This is a genomic window from Nocardia sp. NPDC004573 (genome assembly GCF_053602135.1).
Genome location: NZ_JBSGDA010000007.1, coordinates 265,357 through 281,545 on the forward strand (window position 1 = coordinate 265,357; position 16,189 = coordinate 281,545).

The following is a 16,189-nucleotide window of genomic DNA, read 5'->3' on the forward strand; positions in this document are numbered from 1 at the left end:
TCGTACGCACGACTCCGGGTACAGTGTACGCATGCTGCACCGCGCCGCCATTGTCGACACCGCGATCGAGCTCGCCGACGCCGAGGGTTTGGACGCGCTGTCCATGCGGCGCATCGCCGATCGGCTCGGAGTGGGTGCCATGTCGCTGTATCGCCACGTCGCGAACAAGGACGAGTTGCTCGCGCTGATGACCGACGAAGTGGCCCGGCGCAATCCGTATCCCTGCCCCGAAGGACAGCGGTGGACCTGGCGCGACCGGGTGCGCATCGCCGCCGAGGTCGACTGGGCCCTCTACCGGCAGCACCCCTGGGTGCTGCTCACCTTCGCCACTCCGCGCTACAGCTTCGGACCGCAGAGCCTGGCCTGTCTGGCGTGGCTGGTGGACGGTTTCCTGGAACTCGGCGTGTCCACCCGCGAAGCGACCGGGATGTCCTTCACCGTGTGGAACTACATCTCCGGCGCGACCCTGCCGGAGATCAGCGCCGAGCTGATGACGCGCAAAGGCATGGATCCCGGCGGGGACAACGCGCTGCGGACGCTGTTGAACGGCACGGCCGAGGGACCGGTCCCGACCGCCCTGACGGATCTCGCGGGCAGCGGCGTGCGCGACCTGACCCAGGAGGAACTGCTCTACGACGGGCTCACCGCGCTGTGCGACGGATTCGAGGTCAGAGCCGCACGACGCGACGAATTGACCTCGAGCTGACTTGATGTTGCAGGCTGGCCGGCGACCGCTCACGAACAGGAGTCGCCGTGCACGCCATTCGCCTTCATGCCTTCGGCCCGGCCGAGAACCTTCGCTACGAGACCGTTCCCGATCCGGTGCCCGGCCCCGGGCAGGTGCGCATCGCGGTCGCGGCCGCCGGTGTGCATCTGATCGACACCGCGCTGCGCAGAGGCGAGCCAGGGCCGTTTCCGTTGCCCGAGCTGCCGACCGTTCCCGGACGTGAAGTCGCGGGCACCGTCGACCGGGCCGGCGACGGCGTGCCCGCGAATCTGCTGGGCGCGCGCGTCGTCGCCCATCTCGGCGCGGTGCCCGGCGGATACGCCGAGCTGGCCGTCACGGACGCCGCCCGACTGCACGAGATTCCCGCCGCGCTGGACTCCGCGGAGGCGGTGGCGATGATCGGCACCGGGCGCACGACCATGGGCATCCTTCAGTTCGCCGAGCTGGAGCCCGGCCGCGTCGTCCTGGTGACGGCCGCGGCGGGCGGTATCGGAACCCTGCTCGTGCAGTACGCGAAGAACGCGGGAGCCACGGTGATCGGCGCCGCCGGTGGCCCCGCGAAAGTGGATCAGGTGCGCCGCAACGGCGCCGACCTCGCGGTGGACTACCTGCTGGCGGACTGGCCCGACCGGGTGCGTGCGCTCGTCGGCAATACCGGGGTGCACGTGTTGTTCGACTCGGTGGGCGGTGCCATCGCTCGCACCGGCATCGATCTGCTCGCCCGCGGTGGGCAGCATCTGGTCTACGGCTGGTCCGGCAAATCGGTGGACGACGGGCCGGTGCGGCTTTCCGCCGACGACCTGTCCGCACGCGGGATCACATCGGAGATGGTGATCGGCCCGCCGATGCTCGCGCGAGCCGGCGGCGATCTGCGCGTCCTCGAGGATCGCGCGATGGCCGAGGCGGCCGCGGGCCGGTTGCGCCCCGCCCTGCATCGCTTCGCGCTCGCCGACGCGGCCGCCGCGCACCGCGCGATGGAGACGCGCGCAACGACCGGAAAAGTGGTGCTGGAACCCTAGCCGAGGCCGGTCATTCGGCGCCGTCTCCGTTCACCACGGCATAAGCGAAGCCGTCCCAGCCCTTGCCGCCGACGGTCTGGACCACGGTCGCGTCCAGGCTCGGTTCGGAGGCGAGCAACTCGACCAGCTCGCGGCTTGCCTGTGCATTGGGGTCCTCGGAATGCTCCTCGGCGATTCTGCCGCCGCGGACCACGTTGTCGACGATGATCACCGAGCCGGGCCGGGTCAATCGCAGCGCCCACAGGACGTAGTTGGAATTGTTCACCTTGTCCGCGTCGATGAACACCAGGTCGAACGGGTCAGGGTCCTCCTCAGCGAGCACGGGGAGGCTGTCCAGCGCGGCGCCGACCCGGATCTCCACCCGGTCGCCGACACCGGCTCGCTCCAGGTTGGCTCGCGCCACCTCCGCGTGCTGGGCGGAGAACTCCAGCGTGATCACCCGGCCTTTGGGACCGACTGCCCGGGCGAGCCAGATGGTGCTGTACCCGCCGAGCGTGCCGATCTCCAGCACGCGCCGCGCCACGGCCGATCTGGCCAGCAGGTGCAGGAACTTTCCCTGCGGCGGGGACACGTCGATCGGGGGCAGACCGGCCGCCTTGTTCGCGTCCAGCGCCGCGTCGGAATCGGGGTCCGCCACCAGTGTCTCCACCAGATAGCGGTCCACGTCGGCCCATCCAGATGTCGTCATAGCTGGAAGTCTGCCACCCGATCGCGCCCGCGGGCTCAGCGCGCCGAGTAGCGTTCGGCACAGCGAGAGGTACGTGTCCAGTGATCGCGCCGACCATGGAACGGACAGGACCGACATGACGAATCCCGCGCGGGCCGTGGTGGTCATCGCCTCCCTGATCGCCTTGGGCGCCACCGCCCCCGCCGAGGCCGCTCCCGCAGGCGGAGCCGAATACGTCGCGCTGGGTGATTCCGGGGCGGCCACCACCGGCGTGCGGAACTACGACGTCACGTCCCCGCCTCGATGCCTCCGCTCGACCGCGAACACCCCGAAATTGATCGCCGCGGACCTGGGTCTGCGAATCGACGACCGTACCTGCAACTCCGCGCGCATCCCGGATCTCACCGCCGCGCAAGGGCCGGGCATCCCACCCCAGTTCGACGCCCTCGGCCCGGCCACCAGGCTGGTCACAGTGCACATCGGCGCCAACGACGCCTTGATGGCCGAGCACATCGTCGCCTGTCATGTCTACGGACTCTCCGGTATCGGCGGGTGCGCCGGTCCGGATTGGGACGCCGACATCGAGGCGATCGCGACGTCCTATGCCACCGCCTTGCAACAGATCTCGTCCCTGGCGCCGCGGGCGCTGATCGTGGTCGACGGCTGGCCGACCTATGTGCGCGACGGCGGCTGTCCGGAGCTGGTCGGTCTGCGCCCGTCCGACGCCGCGCCCATCCAAGCCGCCTTCGACCGCCTCGATACCGTGGTGGCCCGGGTGGCCACGGCGCACGGCGCCACCTACGTCGACACTCGCGCCGCCTCGGCGGGCCGCGATGCGTGCGCGCCGGTCGGCGTCCGCTGGATCGACCCCGTGGTCGCCACCGAGACACTCCTCCCCTACCACCTCACCCCGCAGGGCATGCGTGGCGTCGCCGACGTCATGCTCCCGGCGATCCGCGCCGCCGGACTGCCCGGCTGAGCGATTCGGCGGTACCGACGCGGCCGCCCCGGACTCGGGCGAGTCCGGGGCGGCCGGGATGCGGGCTTATTTCGAGAAGTTCTCCGGTGGCTGCCAAGGACGGCCGTGCGGGTCGTCCGGGCGCTGGGCCGGAGGTTGCTGCGGCTGTTGCTGTTGTTGCGGCGGCTGCTGGGCCGGGAAAGCCTCGTGTGGAGGGATGACCGGCTGGTGCGGCGACGGTTCGAAGCTCTGCGGAGGCGGTGTCGGAGTCAGCCCCTCGACCGGAGTCCGCGCCGTAGCCTCGGCGGCCCGCACGGCCCGCTCGATGGTCGGGTCGGGCGCGGTGTCGAACCAGTCCGCGACGTCGGAGTCGTCCTCCGGCTTGACTTCCGCGCCGTCGGAGGCGGGCGGCTCGTACCGGAACACGCCGTCCTCGCCCTGTGTGCCGAAACTCTTGGCGAACCCTTCCAGCGCTTTGCCGAAATCGCTGGGCACCAACCACACCTTGTTGGCGTCGCCGCGCGCCACCATGGGCAGCGTCTGCATGTACTGGTAGGCAAGCAGTTCCGGGGTCGGCTTGCCGGATTTGATCGCGGCGAAGACTTTTTCGATGGCCTTGGCCTGACCTTGCGCCTGCAAGTAGGCGGCGGCGCGCTCACCCTGCGCCCGCAGGATGCGGCTCTGCCGTTCGCCTTCGGCGGCCAGGATCGCCGACTGCTTGGCGCCCTCGGCGGACAGGATCTGCGCCTGTTTCGAGCCCTCGGCCGTCTTGATCTGCGATTCGCGCTGGCCCTCGGCGGTGAGGATCATGGCGCGCTTCTCGCGGTCGGCCTTCATCTGCTTCTCCATCGATTCCTGGATCGAGGGAGGCGGATCAATGCTCTTCAGCTCGACGCGCGCGACGCGCAGACCCCAGCGCCCGGTCGCCTCGTCCAGTACGCCGCGCAGCTGGCCGTTGATCGCGTCGCGGGAGGTCAGGGTCTGCTCGAGCGTCATGCCGCCGACCACGTTGCGCAACGTGGTGACCGTCAACTGCTCGACGGCGGCGATGTAGTTGCTGATCTCGTACACCGCCGCCTGCGGGCTGGTCACCTGGAAATAGACCACGGTGTCGATGTGCAGGGTCAGGTTGTCCTCGGTGATCACCGGCTGCGGCGGGAACGACACCACCCGTTCCCGCAGATCCACCTTGGCGCGGACCCGGTCGGCGAACGGCACCAGGAATGTCAGCTGGCCGGACACGGTCCGCGAATACCGGCCCAGCCGCTCGATCACCGCCGCCTCGGCCTGCGGCACCAGCGCGATCGACTTGAAGACCACCACCACGACCAGCAAGACGAGGACGGCGGCAACGATCAGTACAGCCATCAAGGCCCCTTCCAGACGACGGCGGTAGCGCCGTCGATCTTCATGACATACACGGTCGTACCCGGTTCATAGACTTCGCTCGTATCCATCGGCCGCGCGGTCCAGACCTCCCCGCCCAGCTTCACCTGACCGGAGTGCTCCGCGACCTGTTCGAGCACCAGGGCGGTCTTCCCCGGCAGGGCGTCCACGTTCGTCGGCGTCGGCGGCGGAGTTCCGAAGCGACGCCGGATCATCGGGCGCACCCCGAGGAACAGCACCGCCGAGATCACCGCGAAGACGATGGCGTCCACCACCAGCGAGGTGTCCGCCGCCGCACTCACGCCCGCGGTGCCCAGCGCGGCGACACCGAGCATCAGCAGCGTGAAATCGCCGGTGAGCATCTCCGCCGCCGCGAGCAGAACGCCCGCGACCAGCCAAAAAATTGCGGCCACACGACCACTGTAGTGCGCCGATCATGATATCGGGCGCGACCTCGGCGAGTACTCCGGAGGAATTCCGTCCCGGACGCGCGGCCACCCGGGTGCGGCGAAAGCCGCAGCGGCGGTGCTAGCTTCAGGCAGGTGAGCGGGCGTGACAGGTATAGCGACATCTTCTCCGGACATCCTCGATCGAGGAAAAGGGCGGTGCCAACGGTCGCCGCGGAACGCGACCTGGTCGTCGAAGACGCCGCGACCGGATTCTGCGGCGCGGTGGTCGGATTCGATCGCAGCTACGACGGCGAGTTCGTGAAACTGGAGGACGCCCGCGGCGCGGTGCGCCTGTTCGCGCTGCGCGAGGCCGCGTTCCTCATCGACGGCGAGCCGGTGACCCTGGTGCGGCCGTCGGCCGGCCCGCCGAAGACGCCCACCCGCTCCGCCTCCGGGTCCACCAGGGTCGAGGGCTTGCGCGCCCGGGTCGCCCGCGGCAGCCGGATCTGGGTGGAGGGCGTCCACGACGCCGCGCTCGTCGAGCGGGTGTGGGGGCACGATCTGCGCGTCGAGGGTGTGGTCGTGGAGCAGCTGGAAGGCTTGGACAACCTGGCCGCGCGCCTCACGGAGTTCGAGCCGGGCCCGGGTAGACGGGTCGGCGTCCTGGTCGACCACCTGGTGACCGGATCGAAGGAAACCCAGCTGACCACCGGCCTCGGACCGCACGTGCTGGTGACCGGTCACCCGTTCGTCGACGTCTGGCAGGCGGTGCGCCCGGATACCCTCGGCATCGCCCGGTGGCCCGAGGTGCCCCGGGACGAGGACTGGAAGACCGGCGTCTGCGCCCGTCTGGGCTGGGGCGCCCCGCAGGACGGCTGGCGGCGGGTGTACGGCGCGGTGACCTCCTTCCGCGATCTGGAGCCTCCGCTCATCGGCGCGGTGGAGCGTCTCATCGATTTCGTGACCGAGCCGGACCAGCGCGGCGAAGGGCAAGGGTAGCTGCCGGGCGGTATCCGCGCCGACCCGCTCGTCGCCGGCGGCACGGCGCCCGCAGGTTTCCCTGCTGCTCATCAATGCCCTTGCGCATGGATGCCCACCGGTAGCGCCCACCCTTTATGCTCGATAATTATGTGCTCTCCAAGTGCGACGCTGACGGTGTGGGCGAGCTCCTGGCTGGCCGGCCGCAGTGCGCCCGACGACGTTTTGGCCGCCTTGCACGCGTGGGCGCCGAAGCACACGATCGCGGCGGGTGACCCCCTCACCGGCGGACGCACCGACCTACCCTGGTCCGCGCACGGCAACCTGCCGGGCAGCGGAATGATGGCATTGCTCAAGGTGATTCGCGAGACGATGGCCCAACCGAGAGCACAATTGCGGTTGGTGCTCCCCGTCCCCGGCGACGTGCGCGGAGTCCCCACGGGCACGGCGTTCGCAGCCGACGCGATCGAGGCGGAGGAGGGCATCCTGATCGGCGTGCCGGGCGCCGACGGCACCGGACTCATCCCCCAGTGGGCCGACGACGACACCCTGCAGTGGACCGTCTACAGCACGCCCATTCCCGCGGAGCCCGGCCCCGACATGTCGCTCGGCGAGGCCGAATACGCGATGCGCGAAGCGGTCCGCGAGGCCGCCGACGCGTTGATGAAACTGCACACGACCTCGCTCGGCACCGTCGATTCCGATCCGCGCGAGCTCATCGAAGCCGAACTCGCCGACTACTCGCGGCACGACTATCCCGAGACGATCCCGCTGCGGGCCAGGCGCATCCTGGACACCGCCGATCATGTCGCGGCCATCCTCACGGTGGCGCAGCGAGAGCCCGCGTCCGCGCCCACCTCCGCCAGCGCGATCGGCGCGCAGGAATCACTGCTGCGGCCGCTGTGGGACGCGATTCGCGCCGCGCGTCTGGTCGCCGTGCACGCCTCCGCGCGCGGAAGTCGCTGACCCATGTCGCGGGCGGTGTGACATGCGCTTCTCCCGTCGTCGCCGCACGGCCGCCCTCGCTGTTCTGCTCGGTCTGACGCTGCACGCCCCGGCGGCGGCGATCGTGGGCGGCGCCGCCGCGACCACCGCGGAGTATCCGTGGCTGGCGGCCATCGGCACGCCGTTGTTCCTCACCCGCGCTTCCGGCCAATTCTGCGGCGGCGCGCTCATCGCGCCGGATCAGGTGATCACCACGGCACACTGTGTGGCCCTCGCACGGCCGCTGGCGCAGACGCTCACCGCCACCTTCGGCCGCGACGACCTGCGCGGGCGTGAGGGAAACACAGTGCACGTCAAGGACATTCGCATCCATCCGGGTTTCCGGGCGACCGTTCTCGACACCACGACCGCCTATCAGAACGATATGGCGATCCTCACCCTGGACGAGCCGCAGCCCGGTCCCACGATCACCGTCGCCGCCGCCGCTTCGGGCACCGGAACGATCCTGGGCTGGGGAGCGACTTCGGAAACCGACGAAGCCAACACCCGGTTGCGCGCCGCGGACGTCCCACTGGCCACCGACGGAGAGTGCGCCGCCGCCTATGGCCCGGCCTTCGACCCGCACACCATGCTCTGCGCGGGCACTCCGGCCGCCGACACCGCCCAGTACGACAGCGGCGGACCGCTTCTCGTCGACGGGCGGCTCACCGGCCTCACGTCCTGGGGCGTCGGTGCGGCGCGCCCCGGTTTCCCCACGGTCTACACCCGGGTGAACGCCACCGATTTCTGAGTGGCCGCCACCGCGAGACTCACTGCTGCGGCGGTTGGTACTGCTGCTGCGGAGGATACGGCTGCTGTTGCGGGTACTGCTGATACTGCGGTTGCTGCTGCGGCTGATAAGGCTGCTGATATTGCGGCGGGGCAGGGTACTGCGGCTGCCCTGGCAAACCCTGCTGCGGAGGATACGGCTGCGGATACTGTTGTGCCTGCGGATACTGCTGATGCTGCTGTTGCTGGGCCTGGTTCTTGCCCCGCTTGCTCAGCCAGACGATCAGGCCGATGACGACGGCAACCACCCCGACGCACAACAGCAGACCACCGAGGGAGAAGCCACCACCGCCTCTGCTGCGGCTGCGGCGCCTGGCCTCAGTGGTATCGAGAGCCACGGTCCATACGTTGGAGTCGGACCAGGCATGCGGATCGAGCACGGCGGCATTGGTCAGCACGTCGGCATAAGTCATAGAGAGTTCTCCCCCCGGAGAAGTCGATTCGGCTAAAGGTCGCAGGCGATGCTACCGGGCCTGCTTCCGCTCAATTCCCAGTGCTGGGACGGCGCGGCACCGCGCAACAACCGACGACGCACGGCGCGCCGTCGCGCGTGCAGCCGTAACCGGGGACCGCTCCGAGCCGCCGCGGTTCGGCGCCGCGCAACTGTTCGGAGACCAGTTCGACGACCAGCTTCGCGAAACGCGGGTCGCTTCCGGGGGTCGCGGCCCGCGCGAAGCCCATACCGAGTTCCGCGGCCTTCTGCGCGGCCTCGTTGTCCAGATCCCAGATGACTTCGAGATGATCGGAGACGAAGCCCACCGGACAGACGACCACGGCCTCGACGCCCTTCGCGGCGAGGTCGTCCAGATGGTCGACGATGTCCGGCGCCAGCCACGGCACCTGCGGTGGACCGGAACGAGACTGCCAGACGACGTCGTAGTCGGTGAACCCGGTTGCGGCGGCGCACAATCGGGCGGCATCGGCGACCTGACGGCTGTAGAGCCGCCCACCGTCGGCGGGCGGGCCCGCGGCGGCGTCGGCCGACAGCGGGACGGAGTGCGCGGTGAACACCAGTCGCGCGGCGGCGCGCTGCCCGGCGGGAAGCCGCTCCAGGGCCGCGCGAATGGCGTCGGCGAACGCCTCGATCAGCAGCGGATGGTCGAAGTACTGGCGCAGCTTCAGCAGCTCCGGCGCCCCCGCGCCGAACGCCGCACGCGCCCTGGCGATGTCCTCGTGATATTGCAGGCAGCCCGAGTAGCCGCCCCACGCCGACGTCGGGAAGACCAAGGCGGACTCGACGCCGTCGGCGGCCATCCGCGCCACGGTGTCCTCCACCATCGGATGCCAGTTGCGGTTGCCGAAGTACACCGGCAGTTCGAGACCCGCGCCGGCCAATTCGGTCTCGACCGCCGCGATGATGGCGCGATTGAGCGCGTTGATCGGCGAGACACCGCCGAAGTGCAGATAGTGCTCGGCGACCGCTTCGAGACGCTCGCGCGGCACACCCCTACCCCGGGTGACGTTCTCCAGGAAGGGCATCACATCGTCGGGACGCTCCGGACCGCCGAAGGACAGCAGCAGCAGCGCGTCGGCGGTCCGGACCACGGTCTCTCCCATCCGCTCGGCTCAGTTGATCGCCATGTTCTCCGGGAACCAGGTGTTGTGGCTGGCTCCGCCGTCGACGTAGATGATCGAGCCGGTGGTGCCCGGCAGCCAGTCCGACAGCAGCGCCACGATCGACTTCGCCACCACCGTGGGGTCGTCGACGTCCCAGCCGATCGGCGACGCGCCGTCCCAGTAGGTGTTGAGCTGGTTGAGCTTGGCCGCGTCGTCGGTCGCGGTGCCCGCGATCGCCTTGGCGGCCAGCGTCTTGATCGGCCCTGCCGCGATGAGGTTGGAGCGAATCTTCTTGGCGGTGCCCACTTCTCGCGCGACGTACCGGTTCACCGACTCCAGCGCCGCCTTCGCCACACCCATCCAGTTGTAGTAGGGCATCGCGGTGCGCGGATCGAAGTCCATGCCGACGATCGAGCCGCCCTCGTTCATCACCGGCAGCACCGCGCGCGACAGCGACGCGTAGCTCCACGCCGAGATCTCGAACGCCTTGGCCGCGTCGGGGCCCGGACCTTCGAGGAACGGCCGGGCCTCCGGGCCCATCAGGGTGCGGGGGGCGAACGCGATCGAGTGCAGCACTCCGTCGATCCCCTGGGGAGCCAGTTCCCGCAGCTTGTCGGCGAGGCCGGCGAGGTCGTCTTCGCTGGTGACGTCGAGCCCGATGGCCGGCGGGACCTCCTGGGGCAGGCGCTTGGCGATCCGGTCGATCAGCCGCAGCCGCTCCGGGATGCCGGTGATGATCACCTTCGCGCCCTGCTCCTGCGCGACGGCCGCCGCGCGGAACGCGATCGACGCATCGGTGATGATGCCCGTGACCAGGATGGTCTTGCCTTCGAGCAGTCCGCCCATGAGTTCTCGGTTCTCCTGAAATTCGAATGTGGGGTTGGCTGCGGGCGGCCGTGACCGGCCGCGCTACGCGTTCGGAATGGTCAGTGGCCCATGCCCATGCCGCCGTCGACGGGAATCACCGCGCCGGAGACGTAGGCGGAATCCTCGGAGGCGAGGAAGCTGACGACAGCCGCGATGTCTTCCGGCTGGCCGAGCCGCTGCAAGGGGATGAACTTCTTGGCCATGTCGCGCATCTCGTCGGGCAGGTCGGCGGTCATGTCGGTCTCGATGAAACCCGGGGCGACGACATTCGCGGTGATCGAGCGCGAGCCGAGCTCACGCGTGATCGAGCGGGCCAGGCCGATCACACCGGCCTTGGAGGAGGCGTAGTTGATCTGGCCGGCTTGCCCGCTCATGCCGACCACGGAGCCGAGGAAGATCATCCGGCCCCAGCGCCCACGCAACATGGCACGGTTCGCCCGCTTGGCACACCGGAACGCGCCGGTCAGGTTGGCGTCGAGCACCTTGGTGAACTGCTCCTCGGTCATCCGCATGAGCAGTGTGTCGTCGGTGATGCCCGCGTTGGCCACGAGCACCTCGACCGGACCCTGATGCGCCTCCACCTCGGCGAAGGCGGCGTCTACCGACTCGCTGTCGGTCACATCGCATTTCACACCGAACAAGCCGTCCGGCACCCCCGACCCACGATGCGTGACAGCCACCTTGTGACCGTCGGCAAGCAGACGCTGCGCGACCGCGAGTCCGATGCCGCGGTTACCGCCGGTCACCAGGACCGACCGGGATGTGAGGTTCGACATGGGGTTCAACCTACCTGGTCGGACCGATCGCTCACGAGCGGGCTGCCCCGTCTGTCGAACCGACACCGACGTGCCGGACCATTGGTGAAACGCCACAACGACACCACGACTCGGCGCGCGAACGCCGACCGGCCGTGGCCGCCCCGAGGGGAGGCCACCGGCCGGGCGATGGTCCTGCGCGATAGGTACCGCTACGGCAGCCGCTGGCGGTACAACAAACCGATGATGACGCCCGTCGCGATCACCAGCAGTCCGAGCAACAGCCACGGGCGGCTGGCGTCGCCTCTGGTCAGCTCGTACCCGATCTGCTGCTCCAAGGTGTCGTAGACCTTGGTCAGCTCCTGCAGCGACGAGGCGGTGTAGAACTCCCCACCGGACAGCCGTGCGAGTTCGCGCATAGCGTCGTCGTCCACCGCGACGCGCACCCGGTCCTTGCTGCCGTCTTCCCGTGGGATCTCCACTTCGCCCCAGCTGGTGCCGAACGAGATCGTCGAGATGGGGACGTTCTTGGTCTTGGCCAGCCGGGCCGCGACGTACTCGTGGCGCGGATTGTCGACGTCCTCGAACGCCGGAACCGTCTGCTTTCCGTCCGACATCAGCACGATGCGCGCCGGCGGTGGTTCCTGCGCACCGCCGAGCACCGTCGCGAGCGTCTCGATCGCCTGCAGCGCGGTGAGGATGCCTTCACCCGTCGCCGTGCGCTCGGCCAGTCGGACGTTGTCGATCGAGGCCTTCACGCCCTCGTGATTGGTCGTCGGCGACACCATCACCGAGGCGGTGCCGGCGAAGGTGACGAAACCGATGTTCACGCCCTCGGGCAGACCGTCGACGAACTCCTTGGCCGCCTTCTTGGCGACCTGGATGCGGCTCGGGGCGACGTCGGTCGCCTCCATCGACAGCGACACGTCCATCACCAGCATGACGGTCGCGCGGTTGCGCGGCACCTTCTTGACCGCGGTCGGTCCCGCGGCGGCGACGGTGAGGAACACCAGACCGACCAGCAGGAGCGCGACCGCCACGTGGCGGAACGGGCTCGGTCGCGACGGAGCGACCTTCTCCAGCAGCTCCATGTTGGTGAATTTCAACATGTGCTTGCGCCGGTTGCGCTGGACCAGCACGTAGCCGAGCGCGATCAGCGCGATGACGGCGAGGAATCCGAGCCAGATCTGTGCGGTGAAATGCGAAATACTCACTGACGTGGCACCCGCCCGGTCGGGGCGCCGAAGCTGTGGCGCCGGGTGGACACGAACCGGACCACGTCGGCGATCCAGTCCCGATCGGTTCGCAAGGTGAGCACCGGAGCGCCGCAACTACGCAGGGCCTGTTCGACCTGCTGACGGTGGCGCTGCGCGGCGGCCGCGAAATCGGCGCGCAGAGTGGAGGTCACGCTGAACTCGCGGGTGCGCCCGGTCTCCGGATCGTGCAGCACGACGTCGCCCATGTCGGGCAGCGACAGGTCGCGCGGGTCGAGCACCTCGACCGCGAGCAGATCGTGCCTGGCCGAGATCGCGCGCAGCGAACGCTGCCAATCGATGTCACCCAGGAAATCGCTGATGATCACCGCGAGTCCGCGCTTGCGCTGCGGGCGGCGCAGCGACTCGATGCCGCCGCGCAGGTCGCCGCGCACCCCGTCGCGCGCGTGCGGGGTGGTCGCGATGCCGCGCAGCAGCGACTGCGCGTGCACGCGCCCGCCGCGCGCGGGGATGCGGGTCAGCCGCTCGCCGGTGGCGACGACCGCGCCGATCCGGTTGCCGCCGCCGCTGGTCAGGTGGGTGATCGCGGCCGCGGCGGCAATGGCGAGATCCCGCTTCTGGCAGGCGGCGGTGCCGAAGTCGAGACTGGCCGACAGATCCACCACCATCCAGGTTTCCAGTTCCCGGTCGGCGATCATCTGCCGCACGTGCGGATGGGTGGTGCGGGCGGTGACCGACCAATCCATCTGGCGCACGTCGTCGCCCGGCTGGTAGGCGCGCGCCTCGCCCGGCTCGGAGCCCGGTCCGGGGATGAGACCGAGGTGATCGCCGTGCAGCACGCCGTCGAGCCTTCGGCGCACGGTGAGTTCGAGGGTCTTGAGCGCGACGGTGAGCCTGGGGTCGGTCAGCTCCCCCGCGTGGAAGGACGGCGGTGCGTGGGACGGCGACATCGGCACTGGTGCGACCGGATCCGGGGCCGAGGTCACTTCGGCGGGAGGGTGCCCGCGGGCTGCGACTGCTGCCCGTTAGGCGGCTGGGGAACGGCCTGCTGTTGCGGCGGCTGCGGAACCTGTTGCGGCGCGCCCTGCGCCGGGGCGGCGGGCACGCCGGGCGCGACGGCCTGCGGGGCGACCTGCGGCAGGCCGACCGTCTGCAGAACGCGCCTGATGACGTCCTCCGGGCTGATCTCGTCGGCGAGCGCGTCATAGGACAGCACCAGGCGGTGGCGCAGCACGTCCGGGATCACCTCGACGACGTCCTGCGGCACCACGTAGTCACGGCCACGGATCAGCGCGACCGCACGGGCCGCGGCGATGATGCCGAGGCTGGCGCGCGGCGAGGCGCCGTAGGAGATCCAGCCGGCCACGTCCTGCATGCCGAACTCGGCCGGTTTGCGGGTCGCGGCGATCACCCGGACCACGTAGTCGACCAGGGCGTGGTGCACGAAGGTGTTGGCCGCGACCTTCTGCAAGCGGATCAGATCCTCCGGCTGCAGGATGCGGCTCGCCTCCGGCGGGGTGACGCCCATCCGATAGATGATCTCGCGCTCTTCCTCCACCGAGGGGTAGTCGACGACCACCTTGAACAGGAAGCGGTCGCGCTGCGCCTCGGGCAGCGGGTACACGCCCTCGCTCTCGATCGGGTTCTGCGTCGCCATGACCAGAAACGGGTCCGGCATCGGGTAGGTCTTGCCGCCGATCGAGACGTGCCGTTCGGCCATCACCTCGAGCAGCGCCGACTGCACCTTGGCGGGCGCGCGGTTGATCTCGTCGGCGAGCACGAAGTTCGCGACGACCGGGCCGAGTTCGGTGTCGAACTCCTCGCGGCCCTGCCGGTAGATGCGGGTACCGATCAGGTCGGTGGGCACCAGGTCCGGCGTGAACTGCACCCGGGCGAACGAGCCGCCGACCACCTTGGCGAAGGTCTCCACGGCGAGGGTCTTCGCGATGCCGGGAACGCCTTCGAGCAGGACGTGACCACGCGCGAGCACGCCGACGAGCAGTCGTTCGACCAGGCGATCCTGGCCCACGATCACCCGCTTGACCTCATAGATCGCTTTCTCCAGGGTCTGGACGTCACGCTCGAGGGTGCTGGGCGTGGAAACCGGCGCATCCTTCGCCGAGTTCGCTCCGCTCACACCGTCCGTCGAAGTCACCAACATCCCCGCTTTCGCCTTGGTCCTGTGCGTGCTGCCACAACTATTCCAGGTAATCGCGGCCGGTGCCGCAACCGGACCCGACAGAATGGGAATTCGACGGTCCGGCGCCCCGGCCGGGCACCCGGAAATGTCCGCCGATCAGGAGACGATGCGCACCGCGAACGGCATGATGCCGCCCTCACGGACCGGGGACACCTTGACCACGTCGCCGCTTTCCGGCGCCTCGACCATCTGCCCGTCGCCCAGATACAACGCCACGTGCTGGCTGCCGTTCGGTCCCCAGAACAACATGTCGCCGCGCTCGCGGTCGCCGACCGGCACTCGCGTGCCCGCGTTGTACTGGTAGCCGCTGTAGTGCGGCAGCGCGACCCCGATGCCCGCGAACGCGTAGACCATCAAGCCGGAGCAGTCGAAGCCCACCTTGTTGTAGTCGCCGTGGCTGTCGGCGACGCCGCCGTCGCGGATCCCGAGAGTCGGGCCGTCTTCGTCGCCCCCACCCCAGGCATAGGTGACGCCCAGCTGCGACATGGCGCGATCGACCACGATCTCGATTGCCGACGAGCCCCCGACCGGGGGCGATTTCGGTCGCGGCGCGCTGCGCCGCGGCGGTGGCGTGTCCTCCAGCTGGGTGTGCGGGCGTCTGCCGGTGCCCAGTTCCGCGGCGCGGTCGATGGCGGCGCGGTCGGCGGCCGCGCGGGCCGCGGCCGCGGCGGCAGCGGCCCGCACCGCGGCCTCCTCCGCCTTGCGCATCGCGTCCCAGGCCAGGAACGCGTCGCGCTGACCCTGCAGACCCGCCACGTTCTGCCGCGCCTGATCCAGCCGGCCCTGCGCGTCCTGACGCTGCCGCAGCAGGTCGTCGCGCTGGGCGGCCTGCCGGTCGAGTTCGGCTTTGGCCGCGGCGACGGCGTGCTCGGCGTCGGTCTTGCGCGCGGCGGCCGTGGCGGCGGCCGCATCGGCGTCCGCCTTCGCCCGCCGGGCGGTGGAGTTCTTGTTGCCCTGATCTATCTGGGCGCGCCGCAGGCTGTCCAGCACCTGCTGACGGTTCTTGGAGACCAATTCCAACAGCTGGGCCCGATCCAGCGCGACCGCAGGCGTGGCCGCCGCGAGGTAGGTGACCATCGAGTCGGAGCCGGGGCGGGTGTAGACCTGGGTGGCGAACTGATCGAAATCGCGGCGCGCCTGGCCCACCCTGACCGCGGCGTCGGCCAGGGCCAGCTGGGTGTCGACCACCACGGCGGCGGCCGCGTCGGCGGCGTCGCGCGCGGTCTGCAAGTCCACCAACGCTCTGTTGACATCTTCCCGGCGCTGCGCGACGGCGTCGTCGAGCCGCCCCAGTTCGTGGTCGGCCACGGCGACCTGGTTGATCAGGGTGCCGATCTCGGCGACCCCGGCGTCGACCTGCGCGCCCGCTTGCGCGATCTGCGCGTCGCTGGGATTCGGCGGAGGCGGCGGAACAGCAGCGACCGGCCCGGTCGTGACCACGACGGCGACCAAGCTCAGCAATCCCCCAGCGATCGATAGTCGGCGCCGATGGGTCAGCCCGCCGATGTTGCGCATCACACCTCCAAGGGACCGGATTCCGGCAATCCTCTACGGCATCAGGCGAACCATCACGCACTGTGGTCGACAGATGGCCTCTGGAAACACATATTCCCCATCAGGGACCATTCGAACCGTACGACACTTACGTCACCGACGAAACGGCATCCGGCACCCGGACGCGCGACATTCTCTGTTTGCT

General features: G+C 69.7%; 17 protein-coding genes. 6 read left to right on the forward strand and 11 right to left on the reverse strand.

Annotated features, from left to right (window positions below):
* The first annotated feature begins 31 nt into the window (after positions 1–31).
* Both ACWEKR_RS14540 and ACWEKR_RS14545 read left to right on the forward strand, forming a co-directional pair.
* A complete protein-coding gene (locus tag ACWEKR_RS14540; protein ID WP_452354873.1) occupies positions 32–706 on the forward strand; it encodes a TetR/AcrR family transcriptional regulator in 675 nt (224 codons plus the stop codon).
* Positions 707–753: 47 nt separating this feature from the next.
* Positions 754–1,746: a zinc-binding dehydrogenase gene (locus ACWEKR_RS14545; protein ID WP_452354874.1), complete on the forward strand. Its 993-nt coding sequence runs from the start codon at positions 754–756 to the stop codon at positions 1,744–1,746.
* Between the two features lie 10 nt (positions 1,747–1,756).
* Here the strand turns inward: ACWEKR_RS14545 and ACWEKR_RS14550 are convergent, their stop codons facing one another.
* Positions 1,757–2,434, reverse strand: a complete 678-nt coding sequence (locus ACWEKR_RS14550; protein WP_452354875.1) for an O-methyltransferase — start codon at positions 2,432–2,434, stop codon at positions 1,757–1,759.
* A gap of 115 nt (positions 2,435–2,549) precedes the next feature.
* Between ACWEKR_RS14550 and ACWEKR_RS14555 the strand changes: the two genes are divergently transcribed.
* Complete coding sequence (locus ACWEKR_RS14555) at positions 2,550–3,392, forward strand: SGNH/GDSL hydrolase family protein (RefSeq protein WP_452354876.1); 843 nt, start codon at positions 2,550–2,552, stop codon at positions 3,390–3,392.
* Positions 3,393–3,458: 66 nt separating this feature from the next.
* Here the strand turns inward: ACWEKR_RS14555 and ACWEKR_RS14560 are convergent, their stop codons facing one another.
* Complete coding sequence (locus ACWEKR_RS14560) at positions 3,459–4,739, reverse strand: SPFH domain-containing protein (protein ID WP_159837537.1); 1,281 nt, start codon at positions 4,737–4,739, stop codon at positions 3,459–3,461.
* Positions 4,739–5,170, reverse strand: coding sequence for an NfeD family protein (locus ACWEKR_RS14565; RefSeq protein ID WP_159837539.1), 432 nt, complete (start codon positions 5,168–5,170; stop codon positions 4,739–4,741). The genes ACWEKR_RS14560 and ACWEKR_RS14565 overlap by 1 nt, the downstream gene beginning before the upstream one ends.
* Positions 5,171–5,299: 129 nt before the next feature.
* Between ACWEKR_RS14565 and ACWEKR_RS14570 the strand changes: the two genes are divergently transcribed.
* From ACWEKR_RS14570 to ACWEKR_RS14580, 3 genes are all read left to right on the forward strand, one after another.
* Positions 5,300–6,145, forward strand: a complete 846-nt coding sequence (locus ACWEKR_RS14570; protein ID WP_452354877.1) for a DUF3097 domain-containing protein — start codon at positions 5,300–5,302, stop codon at positions 6,143–6,145.
* A gap of 129 nt (positions 6,146–6,274) precedes the next feature.
* A complete protein-coding gene (locus ACWEKR_RS14575) occupies positions 6,275–7,090 on the forward strand; it encodes a hypothetical protein (protein ID WP_452354878.1) in 816 nt (271 codons plus the stop codon).
* A gap of 22 nt (positions 7,091–7,112) precedes the next feature.
* A complete protein-coding gene (locus tag ACWEKR_RS14580; protein WP_452354879.1) occupies positions 7,113–7,859 on the forward strand; it encodes a S1 family peptidase in 747 nt (248 codons plus the stop codon).
* A gap of 19 nt (positions 7,860–7,878) precedes the next feature.
* Here the strand turns inward: ACWEKR_RS14580 and ACWEKR_RS14585 are convergent, their stop codons facing one another.
* The 8 genes from ACWEKR_RS14585 to ACWEKR_RS14620 all read right to left on the reverse strand — a co-directional run bounded on the left by ACWEKR_RS14585 (position 7,879) and on the right by ACWEKR_RS14620 (position 16,005).
* Complete coding sequence (locus ACWEKR_RS14585; protein WP_452354880.1) at positions 7,879–8,310, reverse strand: hypothetical protein; 432 nt, start codon at positions 8,308–8,310, stop codon at positions 7,879–7,881.
* 70 nt (positions 8,311–8,380) lie between these two features.
* Entirely contained in the window at positions 8,381–9,454 is a 1,074-nt protein-coding gene (locus ACWEKR_RS14590) for a ferrochelatase (protein ID WP_452354881.1), read from the reverse strand.
* A 9-nt stretch (positions 9,455–9,463) separates the two neighbouring features.
* Positions 9,464–10,300, reverse strand: a complete 837-nt coding sequence (gene inhA, locus ACWEKR_RS14595) for an NADH-dependent enoyl-ACP reductase InhA (RefSeq protein WP_195083452.1) — start codon at positions 10,298–10,300, stop codon at positions 9,464–9,466.
* Between the two features lie 80 nt (positions 10,301–10,380).
* Positions 10,381–11,097, reverse strand: a complete 717-nt coding sequence (fabG1, locus tag ACWEKR_RS14600) for a 3-oxoacyl-ACP reductase FabG1 (protein ID WP_195083453.1) — start codon at positions 11,095–11,097, stop codon at positions 10,381–10,383.
* Positions 11,098–11,288: 191 nt separating this feature from the next.
* Positions 11,289–12,290 (reverse strand): VWA domain-containing protein, encoded by a 1,002-nt coding sequence (locus ACWEKR_RS14605; RefSeq protein ID WP_452354882.1) that lies wholly within the window; start codon positions 12,288–12,290, stop codon positions 11,289–11,291.
* On the reverse strand, positions 12,287–13,240 hold the full coding sequence (locus ACWEKR_RS14610; protein WP_159838222.1) for a DUF58 domain-containing protein: 954 nt from the start codon (positions 13,238–13,240) through the stop codon (positions 12,287–12,289). Before ACWEKR_RS14610 ends, ACWEKR_RS14605 begins: the two co-directional genes overlap by 4 nt.
* 32 nt (positions 13,241–13,272) lie before the next feature.
* Positions 13,273–14,451, reverse strand: a complete 1,179-nt coding sequence (moxR1, locus tag ACWEKR_RS14615) for a chaperone MoxR1 (protein ID WP_452354883.1) — start codon at positions 14,449–14,451, stop codon at positions 13,273–13,275.
* 135 nt (positions 14,452–14,586) lie between these two features.
* Complete coding sequence (locus tag ACWEKR_RS14620) at positions 14,587–16,005, reverse strand: NlpC/P60 family protein (RefSeq protein ID WP_452354884.1); 1,419 nt, start codon at positions 16,003–16,005, stop codon at positions 14,587–14,589.
* Between the last annotated feature and the right edge of the window lie 184 nt (positions 16,006–16,189).

Bases quoted from the DNA above. Each gene is read 5' to 3' on its own strand.
- moxR1 (WP_452354883.1), bottom strand. From the start codon at position 14,451: ATGTTGGTGACTTCGACGGACGGTGTGAGCGGAGCGAACTCGGCGAAG.
- ACWEKR_RS14620 (WP_452354884.1), bottom strand. From the start codon at position 16,005: ATGCGCAACATCGGCGGGCTGACCCATCGGCGCCGACTATCGATCGCT.
- ACWEKR_RS14560 (WP_159837537.1), bottom strand. From the start codon at position 4,739: ATGGCTGTACTGATCGTTGCCGCCGTCCTCGTCTTGCTGGTCGTGGTG.
- ACWEKR_RS14585 (WP_452354880.1), bottom strand. From the start codon at position 8,310: ATGACTTATGCCGACGTGCTGACCAATGCCGCCGTGCTCGATCCGCAT.
- ACWEKR_RS14590 (WP_452354881.1), bottom strand. From the start codon at position 9,454: ATGGGAGAGACCGTGGTCCGGACCGCCGACGCGCTGCTGCTGCTGTCC.
- ACWEKR_RS14540 (WP_452354873.1), top strand. From the start codon at position 32: ATGCTGCACCGCGCCGCCATTGTCGACACCGCGATCGAGCTCGCCGAC.
- ACWEKR_RS14550 (WP_452354875.1), bottom strand. From the start codon at position 2,434: ATGACGACATCTGGATGGGCCGACGTGGACCGCTATCTGGTGGAGACA.
- inhA (WP_195083452.1), bottom strand. From the start codon at position 10,300: ATGGGCGGACTGCTCGAAGGCAAGACCATCCTGGTCACGGGCATCATC.
- ACWEKR_RS14610 (WP_159838222.1), bottom strand. From the start codon at position 13,240: ATGTCGCCGTCCCACGCACCGCCGTCCTTCCACGCGGGGGAGCTGACC.
- ACWEKR_RS14580 (WP_452354879.1), top strand. From the start codon at position 7,113: ATGCGCTTCTCCCGTCGTCGCCGCACGGCCGCCCTCGCTGTTCTGCTC.
- ACWEKR_RS14555 (WP_452354876.1), top strand. From the start codon at position 2,550: ATGACGAATCCCGCGCGGGCCGTGGTGGTCATCGCCTCCCTGATCGCC.
- fabG1 (WP_195083453.1), bottom strand. From the start codon at position 11,097: ATGTCGAACCTCACATCCCGGTCGGTCCTGGTGACCGGCGGTAACCGC.
- ACWEKR_RS14575 (WP_452354878.1), top strand. From the start codon at position 6,275: ATGTGCTCTCCAAGTGCGACGCTGACGGTGTGGGCGAGCTCCTGGCTG.